A 22,933-nucleotide genomic window follows, 5' to 3' on the forward strand; every position below is an offset into this window, starting at 1 on the left:
CTTATCATCGCAGTTGAAGTTGGAAAAGCAACAGGAAATCCCAGCAATTCACGCAAGCCTTGTGGCAGGCCCTGGCAGAGCGCCACAAGCCTCCGGCAGAACTCAGTGCATCTGATAGCGTGGTTGATAGTCGTTGTTGTCGTTATCGGGCTGTGAGGCGCACAGCGCCGTTAATGTCTGATTCCTGAAGGGAATCACCTGATAACGATCACCCACATTCACGATTTGGTAAAACTGCGGCAGGTTGAAATTGATAAAGCTTGAGCCGTAGGTAAAACGATCGTGTGACGACGAGTAGAAACGGCTGACATCCCGCACCAGCTCTTCTTTGCTGCCTTCACAGTGGTGGTAGACCTCAACGCGGTTACTTTCATCCAGGATATAGATATTGAAACCGCGATCGTCAGTGGTGTCTTCAAAGAAGAACTGAATGATCCCTTCGCTGGCGTAGCCATTGACCACCGGCGGCAAAGGCGTCTGATTGGACTCAACCTTGATCGACAAACCGTGCAGCTTGTTATTGGATATGGCGCCATAGAACTCAACGGCGTTTTCCAGTTTCTGCACCGAAACCCCCATGCGTTCAAAGAACAGTCCCCAGGTCTGGCCGGCCATGCGTAATGCCTTGAACCGGCCCGGCTCCTGACGCGTACTGGAAAGGCGCAGTTCAATACATTCAGACACCAGTTGCTGCACACGGGTACGAATCAAGCCGCGCAAATGCTGGCTATAGCAGAAAACCTCCACCGTATCTGGCGGTGAGGCATCCTGATGCATTTTACCCAAGATGGTCTTCAGCCCTTCTATCATCGCCTGCTCGCCACTAAAGTGCAGCGTACGCACTTCATTCCATGAGTTACGGTACAGCAGGTCAATGCTGCCAATTAAACATTGCTGCTGCTGGCCAAAGCTGAAGACATCGAGCTTACGGAAATCAAAATGCACCACCTGGTTACGGAACGCCGAGGTCGGATCGTGCTCAAGGTTAACGATGATCGCCAGGTGACGAATTTCGCAGGGGCTGTAGAGCGCTTTGGGCGTGGGTGCAGGCAGGCGCAGCGGGAAATGGCTGGAGACATCATCAACCAGCTCCTGCAGGCGCGCCAGATCACACAACTCGTTGCCTTTGATATGCAGACGGGTTTTGCTGGTCAGCAGACCATTGAACCATGCCCAGGCCACCAGCTTATTGAGATAGCGATTATATTCCAGCGGCTGGTGACTGATGATCGAGCTCATATCCGGCGCCTGATTATACAGATACCAGCCTGGACGATTGGCGCGGCCCGCCGGCACATGAATAAAGGTCAGGTTGGATTCGGACAGGTCGGGGGAAATCTGCGGATTAACCAGCGTCACCTTGCCCGGCAAAGCCTCAAAGGCAGCGTACAATTTACGGGTCAGCACGCCGATATCCTGCGGGCTGGCACTGACGCTTAAATTGTTGCGGCGGGCAAAGCGGATAAGATTGCGATAGCTTTGCATCATGGCATCGAGCAACTCATTATGCGCTTCGCGGACGCGTTCGATTTTCCATTCGGCACGGTTGTCCAGAATAGCGAGCTTTTCGTCGTCCCAACCCCAGGATTTCACCAGCTGCGACAGAATTTCACGACGCCAGCCGCTACGTTGCTGATGGTCATCCGTACTGAGTTTTTCGCATACTTTCAGATAGAAGCAGCGGCGTACTAAATCGAGCCGCGGCTGATCGTCGATACTGGTGAGATAATGCGTAACGCGCTCCAGCATCATGCAGTAAGGATCCAGACCGAAACAGACGATCTCGCCATCGTGCAGTCGCTGTTTGATGTCCATCGCCAGCAGTTTAGTGTCCGGGTATTCCCAGCTGTAGGCTTCAAGCAGCAGCGTTTTCAGGACTGCTTTGTAAGGTGAGTCGATACTTTTGTACAACTGCCACAGGCTGGCACCAAAATACTCTTCCGCTGACAGGGTACTGAGGCCGCCTAAATCAAGCCACTCGTTGGGCGTGAGCACGCCTTTCGCGTAGAGTGACATCACATAGTCATCATAGTGATGCTCTTCTTCGCCCGGCACCATATTCCACAGGATACGTTTACCTGCCATGCGCACGGCTGTGCGGTAGAACTCGTCCAGCAGCAGTATATGCTGAGTGGAACCGCAGTCCTCACCGCCAAGATTCCCGCTTTCGTTATGGCGGAAGCGGTTTTCATCGATCAGGAAGAAGCTGACTTCGATGCCCATGGAGGCGCACCATTTTTGCAACAGCGCACATTTGCGCTGCAGATTGAGGCGCTCTTCATTATCCAGCCAGGATTGATGGCACACCCAGATATCCAGATCGGACACGCTGTTTTGTCCAACAGAGGAGGTACTGCCCATCGAGTAAATACCGGTAATGGGCAGTTCGCCTTTTGGCGCGTCAACCAGGGTAAGTTCTTGCTCGCCTGTTAACTCGGCCAGTAGCTGCAGTTGGTTTTCATCAGGCGTGAAGACGTTGATGCCATGTGGAACGTTACCTTTGAGGTAACCCGGCATCAGCGGATGTTGATAATGTAATAAGATCGGCAGCAGACTGTAGACTCGCTGAAAAGCGGGTCCCATTGCAGCCAGCGCGCGATCTACGCGCAGCTGGTTAATTGCATCCAGTCTCTGTTTCAGTGTCTCAATATAGAGGTACAAGACGTTTCGCCTGGTTGTCCTGGAGTTAAGCACCCTGCTTCCGCTCTCTGCCACTTATTATAAAGATGTCGTGCAGATTATTGCTGGAAACGTGATCAATCTATCACTCGCCGGATTGACCGTAAAGAAAGTTACGCTACCGCTATTTTAGCACGGTTTCGTCTACTTTTCGCACACCCAACGAGCGGCCTGCGATTACTGCCTGATATCTCAGGTTTAATCTGCGGGCGGTTCTTTTCAATCCGTTGAAACTGACAGCCTTCCCTCAACGATGATAGGATATTCGATGAACGATCTAAATGGTTAACGGCATGTTAAACAAAATTTTCAGAATTGCTACACGACAAAGCCCTCTTGCCATGTGGCAAGCACAATATGTACAGCAGCGTTTGATGAGCGCCCATCCGGGTTTGCAGGTTGAACTGGTGCCCATGGTGACCAAAGGCGACATCATCCTGGATACGCCGCTGGCTAAGGTGGGCGGTAAGGGGCTGTTTGTCAAAGAACTTGAGCAGGCGATGCTGGAGAACCGTGCCGATTTGGCCGTGCATTCGATGAAAGATGTGCCCGTAGCGTTCCCGGCAGGCCTGGGCCTGGTCACCATTTGCCAGCGTGATGACCCACGCGACGCCTTTGTCTCAAATCATTACGCGTCGATTGACGATCTTCCTCATGGCGCGGTGATTGGTACGTCCAGCCTGCGCCGTCAGTGTCAGATCAGTGCACGCCGTCCCGACCTGGTCATTCGCTCGCTGCGCGGCAATGTCGGCACGCGGTTAAGTAAGCTTGATGCTGGCGACTATGACGCCATTATCCTTGCCGCCGCCGGCCTTAACCGCCTGGGGCTGGAAGCGCGAATACGCCAGCTCCTGCCGGCTGAAATTTCACTGCCAGCCGTCGGCCAGGGTGCGGTGGGCATTGAATGCCGCCTGGATGACAGCACCTTAATTGGGTTACTACAGGCACTGAATCATGATGATACGGCTGTCTGTGTCAAAGCTGAGCGCGCCATGAATACCCGTCTGGAAGGCGGCTGTCAGGTACCTATCGGCAGTTTTGCGGTGCTGAATGGTGATGAGCTCTGGCTCCGGGGTCTGGTTGGCGCGCCGGACGGCAGTACCGTTGTAAGCGGCGAGCGCCGCGGGCCACGGTCTCAGGCCGAGCAGATGGGGATCTCGCTGGCCGAAGAACTGCTTAACAACGGCGCGCGTGAAATTCTGCACGACGTTTATCAGGGACAACCCCCCGTATGACGATTCTGGTCACGCGCCCGGAACCCGCAGCGGCAGAACTGGTCTCCCGACTGCACGCCCAGGGTAAACAGGCGTGGAGCCTGCCCCTGATCGAATTCGCGCCGGGAGCTGACCTGCCCTCATTACCGGCTTCGCTAACCACGCTGCGCCGGGGCGATATGGTCTTTCTGCTCTCGCAGCAGGTTATCCACTATACACAGCATGCTGTCAAAGCATGGCCCGCAGACCTGGACTATTATGCAATTGGTCGCAGTACCGCGTTAGCGTTTCATACAGTGAGTGGCTTACAGGTGACCTGGCCTCATGCACAGGAAACCAGCGAGGCGCTGATCAAGCTGGCCACGTTGCAACAGGTGTCAGGTAAACGCGCGCTTATCCTGCGTGGCAATCAGGGCCGCGAACTGCTGTCAGAAACGTTGACGGCACGGGGCGCGCAGGTCTTCTATGCCGAGTGTTATCAGCGCTGCCAAAAACATTATGACGGTGCAATCGAAGGCCGCCGCTGGCGCGATCGTCATGTTTCTACGCTGGTCGTCACCAGCGGCGAAATGTTGCATCAGCTGTATTCGCTGTTCCCCGAGGTTGATCGCGAGGAATGGCTGCTCCGCTGCCGACTGATTGTCGTCAGCGAACGTTTGGCTTCTGTGGCCGCCAATCTTGGTTGGCAGGATATTCACGTAGCCGAAGGTGCCGATAACGATGCGCTACTGCGCGCGTTATGTTGAACTTAACAATGGGATGTGCCAGATATGACGGAACAAAAAGACACCTCCGCCGTGGTTGAAGAAACTACACCAGCGGTTGATCGCGATGCTTCTCTTCAGGAACAACCACCCCGCAAGCAAAAGAACGGCGGCATGGTCCTGGGAGCGGTCGCGATCGTCATCGCTCTGGCGATTGGCGCAGGTTTATACCTGAACGATAAACACCAGGCCGAATTGCAGGCACAAACCAATCAGAGTCTGAGCGAACAGCTTGCCAAGCTACAGCAGCAGGCAAACAGCGATAAACAGCAGCTTTCTCAGCAGCTGAGCACCACAGAAAAAGCGTTAGAGACCGCTCAGGCACAACAGGTGGCTTCTGAGAAAGCGCTGCAGGCGTTGCGCGAAAAGTTAGCCTCCATTTCAGGAAACGACGTGCGCAGCTGGCTGGTGGCTCAGGCAGATTATCTGGTGAAACTGGCGGGTCGTAAGTTGTGGAGCGATCAGGATGTCACCACGGCCGCAGCGTTGCTGAAAAGCGCTGATGCCAGCCTGGCAGATATGAACGATCCCAGCGTCATGAATGTGCGTCGCGCGTTGACGCAGGATATCAGTACGCTTTCGGCTATCTCCCAGGTGGACTACGACGGCATTATCCTGAAGCTTAATCAGCTATCAAACAACGTGGATAATTTACGTCTGGCCGATAACGACAGCGATGACGCGCCGATGGACAGCGACAACGGTGAACTTTCTGGCTCTATTCGCGAATGGCGTCAGAACCTGGTGAAGAGCTGGCACAATTTTATGGATGACTTTATTACCATCCGTCGCCGGGACAACACTGCCCAGCCCTTACTGGCCCCGAATCAGGACGTTTACCTTCGCGAAAACATTCGTTCTCGTCTGCTGATCGCGGCCCAGGCCGTGCCGCGTCATCAGGAGGAGATCTACAAGCAGTCGCTGGAAACCGTCTCAACATGGGTGCGTGCCTGGTATGATACGAACGATGCCTCGACAAAAGCGTTTCTGGCCCAGTTGGATGAACTTAGCCAGCAAGATATCAATATGGATCTGCCAGACAGTCTGGAAAGCCAGCCGTTGCTTGAACAACTGATGCAAACGCGCGTGCGTAACCTGATGGCACAACCCTCTGCCGCCGCAAACCAGCAGGGAGGCTGATCATGCTTAAGGTATTTATCCTCTTTGTCCTGTTGATTGCAGGGATTGTGCTGGGGCCGATGATTGCCGGCCATCAGGGCTATGTGCTGATCCAGACCGACAACTGGAATGTGGAAACCAGTGTGACCGGCCTTGCCATTATCCTGATTATCAGTTTGTTAGTGATTCTGGCGGTGGAGTGGCTGCTGCGTCGCCTGTTTCGGACGGGTGCCCGTACCCGTGGCTGGTTTACCGGACGCAAGCGCCGTCGTGCACAGCGCCAGACACAAAACGCCCTGCTTAAACTGGCAGAAGGTGATTTCAGGCAGGTAGAAAAGCTGCTGTCCAAAGACGCCGATCATGCTGATGTTCCTGTCGCAAACTATTTGCTCGCGGCAGAAGCGGCTCAGCAACGAGGCGACGAAATGCGGGCTAATCAGCATCTTGAACGGGCAGCTGAACTGGCTGGTAATGATGTTATCCCGGTCGAGATTACCCGAACCCGCATCCAGCTGGCGCGACATGAAGATCACGCTGCCCGCCACAGTATTGATCGTTTACTCGAAGTGGCTCCGCGTCATCCGGAAGTCCTGCGCCTGGCCGAGCAGGCCTATATTCGTACCAGTGCCTGGAGCGCCCTGCTCGATATCCTCCCGTCCATGGAAAAAACGCAGATTGGCAGTGAAGAGCACCGCGCTGCACTGCAACAACAGGCCTGGCTGGGTCTGATGAATCAGGCGATGGCCGATCAGGGCAGTGAGGGATTAAAACGCTGGTGGGGAAATCTGAGCCGTAAAACACGCCATGAGACCTCGTTGCAGGTGGCGATGATTGACCATTTGATTGAGTGTGACGATCACGATACCGCTCAGGAGATTCTGCTGGATGGGCTGAAACGTCATTACGACGATCGTCTTGTCCTGTTGATGCCGCGCCTTAAAAGCGGTAACCCGGAAGCGCTGGAAAAAGCGTTACGTCAGCAAATTAAGCAGCATGGTGCCACGCCTTTACTGCACAGCACACTGGGTCAGTTACTGATGCGCCATGGTGAATGGCAGCAGGCAGCGGAAGCCCTGCAACAGGCGCTGGCACAGCGCCCCGACGCTTTTGACTACGCCTGGCTGGCGGATGTGTATGATCGTCTGCGCCGTCCGGAAGACGCCGCAAAAATGCGTCGTGAAGGTCTGTTACTGACGCTGAAGAACAATCCCGATGCCTGATCTGTTAAAACCGGGTTCGCCCGGTTTTTTTACGCCCACAGGTTGAGACAAAAAAAAACACCTGCCGAAAGCAGGTGTAAAATCAGGTCGGTTTGACAACCGAGAGGTACCCGACTCAACGTGGTGTCTGTTAATCCTGTAAGGCTTTCGCGATACAGGCAGGCAGACAACAGGTACCCAAAATTGGCTCTGCGTCATTCCCAGGTTTATGTAGCCGAAGCAGACATAAGAGGTGGAATGAGCATCTACGCGTTAATTATTGCATAATCCATGCCAGTTGCGCTTTTTATTTTTTTATTAAATTAAAACAAGGAATTAGCAATAAATAATTTTATCACTCTTTGCGCGCTGCCTGGGAATTGTCGGGATAATGCGACACAGCACTCGCTTTACGTCGCAAATAAGCGACACGTAAAGTAAAGGCGCGTCAACTTCATTTAAAACAATGCGTTAAGCGTCTCAATTCTGCGACAACCGCTTAATGCCGGTTTCCGCGGAACTACCGTAAGCAAATCAGGCTGGACAGACGAGCAATAGCGCCGCTTACGGCGGAAACGCAAACCAAATTTCTTTCTCACCACATCTGACCAGAAACCGCTCTCACAGATGCACATCGCCCTTTCGGCAAGACGGTAAACCTGTTTGTGCAGACCGTTCTGGTGAGAGAAGACTATGCTTCCTGTGCAGGTTTTTGCATTCGCAACGTTGCCTCGCTTCGCCCGGCACAAACCGCCTTCGGTGGTCTTCACCCTCTTTTGTACGGCCGAAAAAAAACCTGTCTTCTCAGACAGGTTTCTAAAAATGGTCGGCGAGAGAGGATTCGAACCTCCGACCCACTGGTCCCAAACCAGTTGCGCTACCAAGCTGCGCTACTCGCCGATTTTTTTAATTTGTTTTGCCTGGTGCGAAGAGAGGGACTTGAACCCTCACGTCCGTTAAGACACTAACACCTGAAGCTAGCGCGTCTACCAATTCCGCCACCTTCGCGTATCCCAGCAAAATCTGGGGTGGCTAATGGGACTCGAACCCACGACAACTGGAATCACAATCCAGGGCTCTACCAACTGAGCTATAGCCACCACTGTACTGAATGTTGTAAGTCAAACCTACAGCATTTAAATCTTTCTACCTAACGCGGTACTGATACCACCGAAGCTCATACGCACAAACTAAATGGCGCGCCCGACAGGATTCGAACCTGAGACCTCTGCCTCCGGAGGGCAGCGCTCTATCCAGCTGAGCTACGGGCGCGTAGCGCCGTTGCGGATGTGCATACTAGAGATAAGCGCCCATCCTGTCTAGTGCTTTTTAAAGAAAATAGCGCGTTTGATTACGCTTTGTGCATTTCGTCGACAAATAACGCATTTACGCCTGTGCGGACGCGAAATTCTGGCATTAATCAGCGATATCACAGATCGCCACGCCAGTGATAACGCAGGTATTTCACCAGCTTTAACTGCCTGCGCAAGCGACTGGGCTGCACGAGCAAGCGATAGAGCCACTCCAGCCCCAGTTTTTGCCAGAAGACAGGCGCACGCTTTACGTGTCCCGTAAAGACATCATAGGTGCCGCCTACGCCCATATACAGCGCCTCTGGCCACTGCCTCTGGCAATCCGCCATGAAAAGCTCCTGGCGTGGTGAGCCCATCGCTACCGTCACCAGCTTTGCGCCGCTCGCTGCAATACGGGCACACAGCGCCTCACGTTCAGACGGGACAAAATAACCGTTCTGGGCACCGACGATGTTGACGTTCCACTGACGACGCAGCTTCGCGCACGTTTCATCCAATACCGCCTCACGGCCACCAATCAAAAACACCGGTGTCCCCTCGCGGCCAGCGCGTTGCATTAAGGCTTCCCACAGATCGGCACCCGCGATGCGCTGCACGGAGGCCTGGGGATATTTCTTTCGAATCGACCGTACAATACTGATGCCATCAGGATAATTGAATTCGGCCTGCTGGATTTGGGCGCTCAACGCCGCATCCCGTTCAGCACTCAAAACCTTTTCCGCATTAATGGCCACCAACGTACCTGTACGGATACCGGATGGGGGCATCAAAAAATCGACAAACGCTGTCATGCTGTCGAAACCGTACAGGGTGATACCGCGAATCTCGTAGCGTGGTGTACCGGTGTGCGTACTCATATCTTTATTGTTTTTCCCTTTCATACCAGAGGTGCATCAGCGTCAGGATGGGCTATGCAGCGGACGTTCTCTACGGCTGCGAATCAGACCGACATGATTCAGTAATCCGTAAAGCAGTTTCGCCACCGCCAGGCAGGCCGCAAAAATAAGGCAAAAAAACACCACGCGGGAGCCAAATGCATCCAGCCCTTCACGCGCCAGTACAATCATGTTGAATACCGCACCAAAACAAAAACTTTGCAGAATGGCCCCCGTATAGTGATTCGACTCACTGCGTCCGCGCTTATACAAGCTATCAAAGCCTTTAATTATTAAGCCTACAGCCACAGCACCTGGCACTATCGCCCCAATACCGCCCATCACCAGCAGTGAACCGATCAAGGTAGGAGAGATCGCCAGACCTGAATGGTTATTAAGCACCTCCCACGTGAAATAGTTGGCACTGTTCAGGACGGTCAGAGGACGATCGGGCCACAGCCATGACGGGATAAATACATAGAAATCACGCCACATGGGCGCTAAACCCTGAAAATCGATTTTATGGTAATTTTCGAGCAGCAACGCCAGATTTTCCCAAGGCGAAAAAGTGTCCCGGGTCAGATAAAGAAAGGTATAAAACGCTTCTGCGCCCATTACGTCCAGGTTATAGCGTCGCAGCGCCAGCCAGAACATACCGGCAATGGCCATCACGCCAGCGACGGCCAGCATCCATAAGGTTATCCAGCCACGCGTAATTCCGATAAACAGAAACAGCGCAAAAGCGATGATGATATTGGCACGCGTCCCGCCAACCAGCGCATAGGTCAGCAAGCCAAAACTGACGGTGACAATCAGAAAGAGCAGCCAGTTACGGCGTGTAGGATGTAAAAAATACGGGATCAACATCGCCGGAATAAAGAAATAGAAAAAGCGCTTCAGAGCGACACCGGAAACCTCACTGGAAAAGATCTGGTTATAGGCTGTGAGGCGAAATAATAAAAAGCCGTTATGGATGAAAAAAACCGTCACGGTCGCGATGGCGACCAGCGCCAGCAGGCCACAGGTCAAATGCGTCTCCACACGGTTCATCTGTAGCCAGGGCCGGGCAGGTGATGTCGCCATCGGCCTGAGACGGACCTTGTAACTGACAAAGTAAATGACATAAAACGCTGTGGCAGACAGCATCGCCTGCAGTAAAAAATCGGCCGGCACCACCTGAGTGTCAAAACGAAACACCAGAATGCTGGTAAGTGGAAACCCAAAATAAAAGGTCAGCAGAAACAGCAAGGTAAAAAACAGGTGAAAGTTAAATCGTTCCTGTTTCATCTCGCGTACATTCAGCGTGACGATGATCATGAGTGACAGCACATAGACTAACAGCAGACCACTAAACGCCAGTAGACTCATGAAGGCTCTCCTTCGCAAAGGCGCAACGCCGCCTGCCAACCCACGAGATAGCCCGGCGCCAGAAACGCAACGTGCTGCTTGTCGCATCCCATGAGCTGTCGGCGCGCTTCTGCAACGATAGCAGGCGTCAGCGCATCATCGCTGAACAGGACCGGAAGCTGTTGCGCGGTGACATCACGCCAGAAAGGATTTTTACGCGTCAGCACGAAGGGGATATTGGCTTGAATCAACAAACACAACGTGCCTACGCCCTGCTGCCGCTCGAACATAAAATAGCCTAAATGGCAGCGCGCCAACAATGCCAGATAATCATCGAAGGCCAAATTTTCACGCAGTAACGTTACCTGCCCCTGAGGAAAAAGTCTGTCAGCGGCATTCTGAATCCGGGCAATATACTCATCGTTATTGGGCGGATAGCCAAGCGGCACCGCAATACGCACATGCTGGCCAAACTGCGCCCGAATCGCCTCCAGCCCTTCTGTATGACGATTACTGGCATCGCCTGAATTCCCCAGCAGCACCGTCAGGATGTCATCCGGGCGGGGCGTTATCGCCGCGGTGGGTAAACGGGTTGGAAAGTAAAGTAAGGTGCGCGGTACCGAAGGATGGCGTTGCTGATAATGATACAGATCGCCTTCAGTCGCGAAGACACGCGCAATCCGCCCCTGCGCAATACGACGCAGAAAATAAAACAGGCGGAATTTGAGGCTGCGCGAGTCTTCATATAAATCGGCGCCCCAGACGTGCCAGTACACCTGAGACCGGTGCAGCCTGCCACTCAGTAACGCCAGCCACAGCCAGGGATTAAACTGTCCATGGCAAAAGAAACGCTGCTCGCGCTGTTTAGCCCGGCGTAAAAGTGCTTCAGAGAGCGCTTTCTTGCTGCTAAACGTTTCAATGCGCAATGCATCAAAGCCAATAAGGCTTTCCGGCTGCCTGGTGACCACCATAAAGTGACGCGCCACAGGCGCAGGCAGTTCGGTACTCATCACGTCATTAAAAAAACGCAACACCGTGAGATTGTGATGGGGAATATCCGATCCCAAAACGTGAATCAAAGTCATTTTCTTCGGCAGTAGAGAATAAAGGCGCCACAGCAGAGCGCGAAATAGGTAATGTACGTGAACATATAGGCTTGCGCTGCGCCACTGGCACCGTGTAACGGAATCAGCCAACGGGAAAACAGGGTCAGTAACGCAAACTGACTGATTTCCGTCAGCACATAAAAACGTAACGATGCTTTCGCGATGACCAGATAGCCAAAAACATAAGCCCCCACTTTAAAAACATCCCCACACAACTGCCAGACGAACAGATCCCGCATATCATGGAATGCGGCAGAAAACAGCAGGCGGATAGCGATATCCCGCATTATCCACACGATCAGGCTGGCCGCCGCGACAGCCGGCAACACAAAGCGCAATGCCCGTCCGATCTCTCGTGCAATCTCTGTTTTGTTTTCTAACCTGGCCAGCGTGGGCAGCAGCCAGACGCTAAAGGTTGCGGTAATAAACTGCAGGTAAGCATCGGAAATACTGGTTACGCCCTGCCATAAACCGACCTGAGCCCAGCCGTTGTGAGCGGCAAGTTGGTTTCGCATCATGACCCAGGCAACCGGAAGCGTGACGGCGGTGATCAGTGCCATCAGCGTATATTTTGCCAGCTGACGCGCCATCTCAGGCTGCCACTGCGGACGCAGCCAGCTTAAGGGCAGCGGCACACGATACCTGAATATCACCAGGGCAGGAATAACCAGTAATGCCGGCACCATCGCTAAACCGGTTAATGCGCCCGCGTACCCTCCCAGCCCCCAGCACAGCATATAACCGGCTACGCCAGTCACGCTGCCTGTCATCAGCGCCAACGCATTACCCTGTGCATCCCGGTAGCCTTTAATTAAAGCCAGAATGAGATTGGCCCAGGCAATGCCGAACTGCAAAAAAGCAACGATACGGATAACGTTTTGATAGCGATCGTGCCCAAACAAGGCGGTACTGACAGGGGCTGCAGCAAGCAAAAAAACCAGCGCCAGCAGTGTTGAAAAGCCTGTCACCATCGCCGAGGCCGTTCCAACCAGCGCGCGCAACGGCTGCGGTTGCTGGCGATATTGCGCGATAAAGGTTGTGACGCCGTTGAAAATCCCGGCCCCCGCCAGAACGCCCAGCACCGTGATCAACTGTCGAAAATTCCCCGCCTGACCAACGCCTTCCGGGCCGTAACTGATCGCCAGCAGCTTGACCACCAGCAGGCCCACGGCAATTTTGACCAGTGTTGAAGAGGCCGTCCATACAGAGGCTTTGGCTAATGACATCAGGAAAAGAAGCTCAGCAGTGAGCTGATAACCGTGCTCTGGTTATTATCTGACAGGTTAAAAAACAGCGGCAGCCGCAATAAGCGCTCACTTTCGGCCGTGGTGAAGCGGTCATCGCCCGCAAAACGGGAAAACTGCAGGCCAGCAGGTGAAGTGTGCAGCGGAATATAATGGAAAACGGCCAGGATTTCGGCCTCTTTAAGCCAGTTAATCAACGCCTGACGATGTTCCTGATCGCGCAGTTTAATATAGAACATGTGCGCGTTGTGCTGGCAGTCGGCCGGAACCGTGGGCAAGGTAATGTGGCCGCTTTCTGCCAGCGGTTTTAGCGCATTATAGTAGCGCTGCCATAACCGCAACCGCTGCTGGTTAATACGCTCGGAGGCTTCCAGTTGCGCCCAAAGATAAGCCGCCTGTAGATCCGCCATCAGATAACTGGATCCCATATCGCGCCAGGTATATTTATCTACCTGACCACGAAAAAACTGGCTGCGGTTGGTGCCTTTTTCACGGATGATTTCCGCACGCTCAACCAGGCTGGCATCATTGATCAACGTTGCACCGCCTTCTCCGCCCGCCGTGTAGTTTTTGGTTTCGTGAAAACTAAAGCAGCCGATATGACCGATAGTGCCTAAGGCCCGCCCTTTATAACGTGACATCACGCCCTGCGCAGCATCTTCAATGACAAACAGCTTGTACTGGGCCGCCAGCGCCATGATCGTGTCCATCTCACAGGCAACGCCGGCATAATGTACCGGTACGATAGCACGCGTTTTATCCGTGATGGCGGCTTCGATGAGCGTTTCATCCATATTCATCGTGTCAGGGCGCACATCCACAAACACGATTTTTGCGCCCCGGAGTACAAAGGCATTCGCAGTGGACACAAAGGTGTAACTCGGCATGATGACCTCATCGCCGGGTTGAATATCGATCAGCAATGCCGCCATTTCCAGTGATGCGGTACAGGAAGGCGTCAGTAACACTTTTGCACTGCCGAAACGCTGTTCCATCCACTGCTGGCAACGGCGCGTAAAACCACCATCGCCGCAGAGCTTGCCGCTGCTCATGGCCGACTGCATATAGTCGATTTCGCTGCCCACAACCGGGGGCGCATTAAAGGGAATCATGACCTCTCCTGTAAAACCAGTACGCCGTGCTTTCCAGTCGTGCACCACTGCGTAAATAAAGACGCATCGCCGTGAGATTGCTGATTTGTGTTGCGACGCGCAGCCGATCGAGCTGGCGTACACGTCCCCAGTCAGCTGCCGCCAGCATCAGGCGCTGACCAATGCTTTGCCCCTGCGCCGCAGGCACGACAGCCAGTAAGCCAATGCGGGCATCGCCATCTACCTCACGCAAAGACACGAATCCCTGCAGCGCACCGCTGTCATCGCAGGCCACCAGACACTGATGATCAAAGGTGCCAAGTACCGCATTTTCAATCCACTGCGCGTAAAAACGTCCGCTCTCTTCTGGCGCAAACCACGGCGAACGAAACCGACTCTGGCGGAAGGCCTGAGAAGCCGCCTCACGCAGTGCGGGGATCTGGCCTTGACGGGCAATACGAACCCCCGTTTGCCGCTCGGTTCGTTTAATCGTGAGGGACAACTCCGCCTCGCCCTCCACCAACTGGAACTGATGTTGATTCAGGGCGTCAATAGTGGCGGTCTGATCAGCGGGCACTTTAATTTGAAACAACGCACAAGGATGCTGAAGCGCGCTTTCCAGCGGCAATGTTCCACCCGTTTCCAGTCTGACAGACTGGATGCCGAAAAACTGGCTCTCCCAGTCGAGGGGATTAATATTGACGAGGACGGACATGCAATAAATCCAACAAATATTGACCGTAACCTGTCTTCACTAATGCTTCACCTGCTGAGGCCAGTTGATCATCACTCAGCCAACCATTTCTCCAGGCGATCTCTTCCAGACAGGCAATTTTGAAACCTTGCCTTTTTTCCACCGTTTGAACAAACATACTGGCTTCAATCAGGCTGTCATGTGTCCCGGTATCAAGCCAGGCAAAGCCCCTTCCCAGTAATTCAACCGCTAATGCGCCACGTTCCAGATACATTTGATTGATGGCGGTGATTTCCAACTCTCCCCGTGAAGAAGGCTCAACCTTTTTGGCAAATTCCACCACCCGGTGATCATAAAAATAGAGACCCGTAACTGCCCATCTCGACTTCGGCTGTGAGGGTTTTTCTTCGATCGACAGTGCATTGAAGTTTTCATCAAACTCCACCACACCAAAACGCTCTGGATCCATCACCTGATAACCAAAGATCGTTGCGCCTTTGTTGTTCATCACCACTTTCTTTAGCTTGGGACTAAATCCCTGACCAAAATAAAGATTATCGCCCAGCACAAGACAGCAGGCTTCTCCCGCGATAAATGACTCGGCAATAATAAAGGCCTGGGCAAGCCCATCTGGATTAGGCTGCACAGCATAATTCAGACGTAAGCCAAATTCGCTGCCGTCCCCAAGTAAACGCTCGAATTGTGGACGATCCTCAGGTGTAGTAATTAACAGAATGTCACGAATACCGGCCAACATGAGTACCGATAAGGGATAGTAGATCATCGGTTTATCGTAAACCGGCAGAAGTTGCTTTGATACAGCACGAGTAATTGGATGTAGCCGCGTACCCGAGCCGCCTGCGAGAATGATGCCCTTCATCTCTGCTCCCTTCGTTGACTACGGTTTCAGTCCGAGACGCTCACCGCCATAGCGCCCATCCAAAATAGCTTGCCACCATTGCGGATTATCCAGAAACCATGCGACGGTTTTACGCATGCCGCTTTCAAACGTTTCTTCAGGTATCCACCCTAATTCGCGAGCAATTTTGCTGGCATCAATCGCATAGCGCTGATCATGGCCGGGGCGATCGGTAACAAATGTAATCAAATCCCTGTAGTTTTTCAGACCTGACAACTTACGTTCTGGTGCCAACTCTTCTAATAACGCACAAATAGTTTCAACCACATCGATGTTTTTCCGCTCATTGTGGCCACCAATATTATACGTTTCTCCCACAAGCCCCTTGCTGATGACGGTATAGAGCGCACGCGCATGATCCTCAACGTATAACCAGTCACGTATCTGTTGACCATTCCCATAAACCGGCAACGGTTTGCCAGCAAGCGCATTAATAATGGTAAGAGGGATCAGCTTTTCTGGAAAATGGTAGGGACCATAGTTATTTGAACAATTCGTCACAATAACGGGCAAACCATAGGTCCGTGACCAGGCTCTTACCAGATGATCGCTGCTGGCTTTCGTCGCTGAATAAGGGCTACTGGGCGCGTAAGGCGTGTTCTCAGTGAAAAAAGCCGTGTTGTCATGGAGATCGCCAAAAACTTCATCCGTTGAAATGTGATGGAAAAGAAAGTTTTTCTTTCGTTCATCTGCTGAGGCACTCCAGTAATGGCGTGCCGCTTCAAGTAACTGATACGTGCCAATAATGTTGGTTTCAATAAACGCCATTGGCCCATCAATAGAGCGATCTACATGGCTTTCAGCTGCCAGATGCATGACACAATCAGGTTGATACTCGCCAAAGATTCGGTCCAGGGCAGGACGATCACAGATATCGACATGCTCAAATTTAAAGCGAGGGCTATCTGCAACACAAGCCAGTGAGGACAAATTGCCCGCATAGCTCAACTTGTCGACGACGACGACATGATGATCAGTTTCATTGATCAGGAACCGCACTAACGCTGAACCAATAAAACCTGCGCCGCCAGTAATTAAAAAATGCTTCATCGCCAGACACCTTTCGTATCAACGACCCATTGCTGGGTCACGTGCGCCGCATCAATGGCGCGGAACGCCTGATGATCGACCAGCATCACCAGAATATCGGCCTGTTGCAGCGCCTGCTCTGTTGACACCAGCGTGGCCTGCGTTTCCAGACGTTCGGGAATCTGCTCAATATGCGGTTCAGTCACCCAGGTACGGCCCTGATGCCAGTCTGCAATCAAATGGGCGACTTCCATCGCCGGGCTTTCACGCAGGTCATCAATATTTGGCTTAAACGCCAGGCCAAAACAGGCAATCGTCAGATCGCTGGCGCGCTTATCGGTTTGCGTCAGACAGTCTGCCAGTGCTTTTTTTACCTGCTCCAGTACCCAGTGTGGCTTGGCATCATTCACTTCGCGGGCGGTACGGATCAGTCGCGCTAAGTCAGGGTTCTGCGCCACGATAAACCAGGGGTCGACGGCAATGCAGTGTCCGCCTACGCCGGGACCGGGTTGCAGAATATTCACACGAGGATGACGGTTTGCCAGCGCAATAAGCTCCCAGACATTAATCTGCTGCTCAGCACAGATCAGGGACAGCTCATTGGCAAACGCAATGTTTACGTCCCGGAAGCTGTTTTCGGTCAGCTTGCACATTTCGGCGGTACGGGCATGAGTTTCCACGCACTCGCCCTGGAGAAAAATACGATATAACGCGCTGGCACGGGCAGAACAGGCTGGCGTCATGCCGCCAATAACACGATCGTTTTTAATCAGCTCGACCATGATCTGGCCGGGCAAAACACGCTCAGGGCAGTAGGCAATAAAAACGTCCGGTTCATCGCCCTGCTGGGGGAAACGTAAATCAGGCCGCGCGGCAGCCAGCCACTCCGCCATCTGCTCGGTACTGCCTACCGGAGACGTCGACTCCAGAATCACCAGATCGCCTTTTTTCAAAACCGGTGCGATGGATATTGCGGCCGCCTGCACAAAACGTAAGTCGGGCTGGCGATCGGCCTGGAAGGGCGTAGGGACGGCAATCAAAAAGGCATCCGCCGCTTCCGGTTGCGTGGTGGCACGTAAATCGCCACGCGCAACGGCTGCCTGCACCACCTGTTCCAGATCGGGTTCGACGATATGAATGGCACCGCGGTTGATGGTGTCAACAGCCCGGGCATTGATATCAACGCCCACCACTTTTTTTCCCTTTGAGGCAAAAACGGCTGCGGTAGGCAGCCCAATGTAACCCAGTCCAATGACGGAAATGGTTTCAAAACTCATAAGTTGGCTCTGTTATCTTTTAAGGCTTGTAAGATTCGCCCGCAGGCATTGCCATCCCCATAGGGATTATGGGCGCGGCTCATGGTCTGCCAGGCCTCGTCGTCATTCAGTAATGCGCTGACTTCGGCAACAATCTTCGCCGTATCCGTTCCCACCAGTTTTACCGTCCCCGCGTCAACCGCCTCTGGCCGTTCCGTGGTTTCACGCATTACCAAAACGGGTTTACCCAGCGAAGGCGCTTCTTCCTGAATTCCGCCAGAATCGGTGAGAATGAGCCAGGCACGATTCATGAGCCAGACAAACGGCAGATACTCCTGCGGCTCAATCAGTACAATGTTCTTGATGTCACGCAGAATGCGGTTAACGGGCTCATGGACATTCGGGTTGAGATGCACAGGATAAACGATCTGCGCCTCAGGGTGCTGACGCGCAATTTCGGCTAAAGCGCTACAAATACGCTCAAACCCCTCGCCAAAACTTTCCCGCCGATGGCCCGTTACCAGTACCAGCTTTTTGTTTTCATCCAGAAACGGATAACGTGCAGCCAGTTGCGCATTAATGGCGTTATCATCCAGTACCCGATCGCGCACCCACAGCAGGGCATCAATCACCGTATTGCCGGTAATCACAATGCTGTCATCGGGCAGATTTTCATCCAGCAGGTTCTGTCGGGAACGGGAGGTTGGCGTGAAATGCAGCCGTGCCAGATGGCCTGTCAGTTTACGATTGCCCTCTTCAGGCCACGGCGATGCCAGATCGCCTGTCCTTAAACCCGCTTCAACATGGCCGACAGGTATTTGTTGATAGAACGCAGCCAGACTGGCCGCCAGCGTGGTTGTGGTGTCACCGTGAACCAGAACAATGTCGGGTTTGAAATCGAGAAGGACGGTGTGCATGCCTTGCAGGATACGGCAGGTTATTTCCGTTAATCCTTGTTCAGGCCGCATAATATTGAGGTCGTAGTCAGGCTGAAGCTGAAATAAGCTCAGCACCTGATCGAGCATTTCACGGTGCTGTGCGGTTACGCACAGCCGTGATTCAAAAGCTGGATCCTGTGCCAGGGCCTGAACGAGTGGTGCCATCTTAATGGCTTCAGGTCGGGTGCCAAAAATTGTCAGAACTTTCACACTGTTTCTCTCAATCTTGTGTATCTGACATGGGTCGCCGACGACGTGCCAGTGCCACACCGGCGCCAACCAGTGCCCCTACCGCGCCCCACATCACCATCATAAATACCCGGCGTGGGCTGTCACGTGACACCGGCTCTTCCGGTGTACGTAAATAACGGTAGGTCTGAAATTTATTGGTTAACGCAGGTCCTGCATCAAGTGTCGTCAGCATCGCTTTATTTTGATCGTAGCTTATATCAAAGCTCGGTCCCGTCGCACGCAGGGTGTCGAGTTGCCCCTGCAATAGCGGCTGACCGATTAAAAACAGATCGCTGTCAGCAAGACTCTCACTGACTTCATTCGTCTGTTTTTCAGTAATTCCTTTTTGGCTGGCCACCTTCAGCGCCTGTTCCAGACGATGAATGCGACGCTGGAAGACGGCATTCGCCACAGCTTCCTGACGCCTGACCTGTGCCTGAAGTTGCGCATCTCGTGCCTGCCACGCACCTTTTAGCTCCGCGTTGAGATGACGTGCTGCGCGCTCACTGGCATAGGCAATGTACTGACGCAACAGGTTGTTGGCATCGCTCGCCGTTTCCGCTTTCAGTTTGACGCTGTCGAACGTGTTACGCGCGGTATCCGCTGGCGTAAACTGGATGTTATCAATTAGCTCATCTAACAGGACCGCATCATTGTGCGCATTGCCGCTTTTCCGACTTTTGTAATAGTCGGTTTGCAGCCAGAACTCGCGACGAGTATCCCAGGAGGAAAGCTGCACCAGAAACTCATGATAAACCTCATCCATCACGTTGGGAGACGCGCTGGTTAACGTCACGGCGTCATTGCGTACATCCAGGTTATTGAGAAACTGCTGCTGTGAATAGTACGAGCCCAGCATATTCACTGTTGGACGTCCTGTAATCGCTGTTGTGCTCCATACCTGTTTCATCAGCAACGTCGCCAGCCAGGCTGCCACTGCAAACAGCACTGCGCAACCGACTATCCAGTGCTTTCCGCGCCACAAACGGCAGCACAGGCCGCGAATATCCAGTTCGTTCTCCACAACGTTTGCAGGCATCACAGCGTCATCCTTTTTAAGTCTTTTATTTGTCAGTATCAGCAGGGACATTCATACGACGCTTAAAACGCCGGATTCGTCTTGCTATGCGCCAGGAGTGCTTGAGGCAATAGCCGTAAGCCATAAACGCCAGCAGAAAAAGAACCAACATTACCCATTCAGGTACAAAGGCGAGGTATTCGCCTAATACGCCAATACCTGCGAGCAAGGCCGCAGCAAGCGTAATCAGCACGAATGCCTGACGTGAGGTAAACCCCGCACGCATTAACAGATGGTGGATATGCTGACGGTCAGCTGAAAAAGGACTCATGCCTTTACGCAGACGCCGATACATGATGGCAACCATATCCATTAATGGAATGGCGATTAACCATAATGCAGTGACCGGTGAAATGGGATGACTTAATCCCTGAGTGGTTTCCAGCAAAATCCAGATGATGGTGAAGCCAATCATCGTACTGCCGGCATCACCCATAAAAACTTTATAGCGTCTTCCCAGCAAACCAAGATTGAGAATGATATACGGGAGAATGGCGACAATCATTGCAAAACACCACATCGCCAGGCTGTACTGTCCGTCCAGTAAGAGAATAATTCCCATTGCACCAAAGGTGACGGAGGAAAGCCCCCCCAGCAGACCATCAATACCGTCCACCATATTGAAAGCATTAATCGCTGCCCAGACGGCAAAAAGGGTCAACACATAGCCGAACGGCCCGACGATCAACTCCACCGGACCGATGATAAAACCCAGACTCAGTAGATAAAGTTTTGCGCCCGCCATCATCACAATGGCCACCGCAGCTTGTATCACCGCACGGATTTTAACGCTGATGTCAAACCGGTCGTCGAGTGCGCCGACAATGACTAAGATTGCCGAGCAACTTAAATAGAGCGTGGCATGGGGCAGATAATAGTTCGTAATGGCAAAGGCAAACGTAATGCCTGCAAAAACAGAAATACCACCGACTAAGGGGATATCGCCATGGTGGCGTTTACGCGAGTTGGGTGAGTCAACCAGCCCTACCTTTTTGGCTGCTTTACGAGCAAGGAAAAGAAACGCCAGGGAAAAGACAAAAACTAAACCAAGCTCAGTACTCATAGTGAGTAAATTCACGTTAAACGCTCTCAGCTATCATCCTGGATACACACAATACGCGAAAGAAGGCGCATATTACCGTCCCAGATTCCGAATTCGGCATTAAGCGGTGTACGAACGGTCAACCGTCCACCACTTCCACCGTCATTATTATTACGCCTGCCAGACCACAATCCTATAGCCCGTAAATGAAAAACGCCACGTCAGAACGTGGCGTCAGAGCTATTTTATGATCTTTTAAAGTAAAAAAACGTCATCCTGTTCAGATGACGCTTAAAAGAATCAGGAACGCTTCATCATATCGAAGAATTCATCGTTGGTTTTGGTCATGGCCAACTTGTTGATCAGGAACTCCATCGCGTCGATTTCGCCCATTGGGTGAATAATTTTACGCAGGATCCACATTTTCTGCAGTTCTTCCTGAGAGGTTAACAGCTCTTCTTTACGTGTACCGGAACGGTTGTAATCAATGGCCGGGAAGACGCGTTTTTCCGCAATCTTACGTGAGAGATGAAGCTCCATGTTACCGGTGCCTTTAAACTCTTCGTAAATCACTTCGTCCATTTTCGAACCGGTATCCACCAGCGCAGTCGCGATAATGGTCAGGCTGCCGCCCTCTTCCACGTTACGCGCCGCACCAAAGAAACGCTTAGGACGATGCAGGGCGTTAGCATCCACACCACCTGTCAGCACTTTACCGGAGGCCGGCACCACGGTGTTATAGGCACGGGCCAGACGCGTAATGGAGTCGAGAAGAATGATGACGTCTTTTTTATGCTCAACCAGGCGCTTAGCCTTTTCGATCACCATCTCTGCAACCTGAACGTGACGCGAAGCCGGCTCATCGAAGGTTGAGGCAATCACTTCGCCTTTGACCAGGCGTTGCATCTCTGTCACTTCTTCCGGACGCTCATCGATCAGCAACACCATCAGCACGCAGTCAGGATGGTTATAGGCAATGCTCTGTGCGATGTTCTGCAGCAGCATGGTTTTACCGGCTTTTGGCGGAGCAACAATCAGGCCACGCTGACCGCGGCCAATGGGCGACGCCAGGTCCAGTACGCGCGCCGTTAAGTCTTCGGTTGATCCATTACCGCGCTCCATACGCAGACGGCTGTTAGCGTGCAGCGGCGTAAGGTTTTCAAACAGAATTTTGTTGCGCGAGTTTTCAGGCTTGTCGTAGTTGACTTCATTAACTTTCAGCAGCGCAAAATAGCGTTCACCTTCTTTTGGTGGGCGAATTTTGCCGGCGATGGTGTCACCAGTGCGGAGGTTAAAGCGGCGAATTTGGCTGGGAGAAACGTAGATATCATCAGGACCGGCGAGGTAGGAGCTGTCTCCAGAGCGGAGGAATCCAAATCCATCCTGCAATATCTCCAGCACACCATCACCGAAGATGTCCTCGCCGCTTTTCGCGTGCTGCTTCAGGATTGAGAAAATAATGTCCTGCTTGCGCATACGAGCCTGGTTTTCCAGCCCCATATTCTCGCCGAGGGTAATCAGCTCAGAAACCGGCGTATTTTTTAATTCGGTAAGATTCATAGTGATGGGTTCTTAAACTCGGGGTAATACTCGAAATGTTTGTCGTGAATGGTATGGCAGTTAATCCATGCCTGTTCTGTTAATGACTTTTCAACTCTTCTCAACGATCGTTGTCTTGAATGATGACTGGAAGCGAGGAGTCGGTCGATTTAAGTCAGAGTAGAGCTAGTCGTTAGATTGCTAAACCGCTGGTAGGTACAGTGCGACAGGGTTTAACAAGGGAAAACTTTGAATG

At 52.6% G+C, this 22,933-nt stretch carries 18 protein-coding genes and 4 tRNA genes; 4 read left to right on the top strand and 18 right to left on the bottom strand.

Going from position 1 to position 22,933, the window contains the following annotated elements; translation table 11 throughout:
- Positions 1–102: 102 nt before the first annotated feature.
- Entirely contained in the window at positions 103–2,661 is a 2,559-nt protein-coding gene (locus C1N58_RS17005; RefSeq protein WP_033737355.1) for a class I adenylate cyclase, read from the bottom strand.
- Between the two features lie 311 nt (positions 2,662–2,972).
- Here C1N58_RS17005 and hemC point away from each other — a divergent pair, with 311 nt between their 5' ends.
- From hemC to hemY, 4 genes are read left to right on the top strand one after another with little or no spacing between them, the layout of a single operon-like run.
- On the top strand, positions 2,973–3,914 hold the full coding sequence (hemC, locus tag C1N58_RS17010; protein ID WP_054634795.1) for a hydroxymethylbilane synthase: 942 nt from the start codon (positions 2,973–2,975) through the stop codon (positions 3,912–3,914).
- Positions 3,911–4,639, top strand: a complete 729-nt coding sequence (gene hemD, locus C1N58_RS17015) for a uroporphyrinogen-III synthase (protein WP_006121445.1) — start codon at positions 3,911–3,913, stop codon at positions 4,637–4,639. The genes hemC and hemD overlap by 4 nt, the downstream gene beginning before the upstream one ends.
- A gap of 24 nt (positions 4,640–4,663) precedes the next feature.
- Positions 4,664–5,797: a uroporphyrinogen-III C-methyltransferase gene (hemX, locus tag C1N58_RS17020; RefSeq protein WP_058701511.1), complete on the top strand. Its 1,134-nt coding sequence runs from the start codon at positions 4,664–4,666 to the stop codon at positions 5,795–5,797.
- A gap of 2 nt (positions 5,798–5,799) precedes the next feature.
- Positions 5,800–6,996 (top strand): protoheme IX biogenesis protein HemY, encoded by a 1,197-nt coding sequence (hemY, locus tag C1N58_RS17025; RefSeq protein WP_033737352.1) that lies wholly within the window; start codon positions 5,800–5,802, stop codon positions 6,994–6,996.
- A gap of 802 nt (positions 6,997–7,798) precedes the next feature.
- Here hemY and C1N58_RS17030 read toward each other — a convergent pair.
- The 17 genes from C1N58_RS17030 to rho all read right to left on the bottom strand — a co-directional run bounded on the left by C1N58_RS17030 (position 7,799) and on the right by rho (position 22,698).
- A tRNA-Pro gene (locus C1N58_RS17030) sits at positions 7,799–7,875 on the bottom strand.
- A gap of 21 nt (positions 7,876–7,896) precedes the next feature.
- Positions 7,897–7,983 (bottom strand) — tRNA-Leu (locus C1N58_RS17035).
- A gap of 16 nt (positions 7,984–7,999) precedes the next feature.
- A tRNA-His gene (locus C1N58_RS17040) sits at positions 8,000–8,075 on the bottom strand.
- A 95-nt stretch (positions 8,076–8,170) separates the two neighbouring features.
- Positions 8,171–8,247, bottom strand: a tRNA-Arg gene (locus C1N58_RS17045).
- A 157-nt stretch (positions 8,248–8,404) separates the two neighbouring features.
- Entirely contained in the window at positions 8,405–9,145 is a 741-nt protein-coding gene (gene wecG, locus C1N58_RS17050) for a lipopolysaccharide N-acetylmannosaminouronosyltransferase (protein ID WP_006121441.1), read from the bottom strand.
- Between the two features lie 42 nt (positions 9,146–9,187).
- Positions 9,188–10,531 carry an ECA oligosaccharide polymerase gene (gene wzyE / locus C1N58_RS17055; protein WP_164482730.1) on the bottom strand — a complete coding sequence of 448 codons (1,344 nt, stop codon included), beginning with the start codon at positions 10,529–10,531 and terminating at the stop codon, positions 9,188–9,190.
- Positions 10,528–11,595 (bottom strand): TDP-N-acetylfucosamine:lipid II N-acetylfucosaminyltransferase, encoded by a 1,068-nt coding sequence (locus tag C1N58_RS17060; RefSeq protein WP_375096815.1) that lies wholly within the window; start codon positions 11,593–11,595, stop codon positions 10,528–10,530. The genes wzyE and C1N58_RS17060 overlap by 4 nt, the downstream gene beginning before the upstream one ends.
- On the bottom strand, positions 11,592–12,842 hold the full coding sequence (gene wzxE / locus C1N58_RS17065) for a lipid III flippase WzxE (protein ID WP_394564360.1): 1,251 nt from the start codon (positions 12,840–12,842) through the stop codon (positions 11,592–11,594). The genes C1N58_RS17060 and wzxE overlap by 4 nt, the downstream gene beginning before the upstream one ends.
- Entirely contained in the window at positions 12,842–13,972 is a 1,131-nt protein-coding gene (gene rffA, locus C1N58_RS17070) for a dTDP-4-amino-4,6-dideoxygalactose transaminase (RefSeq protein WP_205958934.1), read from the bottom strand. Before rffA ends, wzxE begins: the two co-directional genes overlap by 1 nt.
- Positions 13,959–14,666, bottom strand: a complete 708-nt coding sequence (gene rffC, locus C1N58_RS17075; RefSeq protein WP_039339221.1) for a dTDP-4-amino-4,6-dideoxy-D-galactose acyltransferase — start codon at positions 14,664–14,666, stop codon at positions 13,959–13,961. The genes rffA and rffC overlap by 14 nt, the downstream gene beginning before the upstream one ends.
- Positions 14,644–15,525 carry a glucose-1-phosphate thymidylyltransferase RfbA gene (gene rfbA, locus C1N58_RS17080; RefSeq protein WP_039339219.1) on the bottom strand — a complete coding sequence of 294 codons (882 nt, stop codon included), beginning with the start codon at positions 15,523–15,525 and terminating at the stop codon, positions 14,644–14,646. Before rfbA ends, rffC begins: the two co-directional genes overlap by 23 nt.
- A gap of 18 nt (positions 15,526–15,543) precedes the next feature.
- Positions 15,544–16,614, bottom strand: a complete 1,071-nt coding sequence (gene rfbB / locus C1N58_RS17085; protein WP_039339217.1) for a dTDP-glucose 4,6-dehydratase — start codon at positions 16,612–16,614, stop codon at positions 15,544–15,546.
- Positions 16,611–17,870, bottom strand: a complete 1,260-nt coding sequence (wecC, locus tag C1N58_RS17090) for a UDP-N-acetyl-D-mannosamine dehydrogenase (RefSeq protein WP_283788310.1) — start codon at positions 17,868–17,870, stop codon at positions 16,611–16,613. The genes rfbB and wecC overlap by 4 nt, the downstream gene beginning before the upstream one ends.
- Complete coding sequence (gene wecB, locus C1N58_RS17095) at positions 17,867–18,997, bottom strand: non-hydrolyzing UDP-N-acetylglucosamine 2-epimerase (protein ID WP_394550120.1); 1,131 nt, start codon at positions 18,995–18,997, stop codon at positions 17,867–17,869. Before wecB ends, wecC begins: the two co-directional genes overlap by 4 nt.
- Before the next feature lie 10 nt (positions 18,998–19,007).
- Positions 19,008–20,057, bottom strand: coding sequence for an ECA polysaccharide chain length modulation protein (gene wzzE, locus C1N58_RS17100; RefSeq protein WP_033737408.1), 1,050 nt, complete (start codon positions 20,055–20,057; stop codon positions 19,008–19,010).
- Positions 20,058–20,082: 25 nt separating this feature from the next.
- A complete protein-coding gene (gene wecA / locus C1N58_RS17105; RefSeq protein ID WP_039339214.1) occupies positions 20,083–21,159 on the bottom strand; it encodes a UDP-N-acetylglucosamine--undecaprenyl-phosphate N-acetylglucosaminephosphotransferase in 1,077 nt (358 codons plus the stop codon).
- Positions 21,160–21,438: 279 nt separating this feature from the next.
- The gene (gene rho, locus C1N58_RS17110; RefSeq protein WP_006121431.1) at positions 21,439–22,698 is read right to left on the bottom strand and encodes a transcription termination factor Rho; all 1,260 of its coding nucleotides are present in this window, start codon (positions 22,696–22,698) and stop codon (positions 21,439–21,441) included.
- Between the last annotated feature and the right edge of the window lie 235 nt (positions 22,699–22,933).

Source organism: Pantoea sp. SGAir0180 (assembly GCF_043546245.1).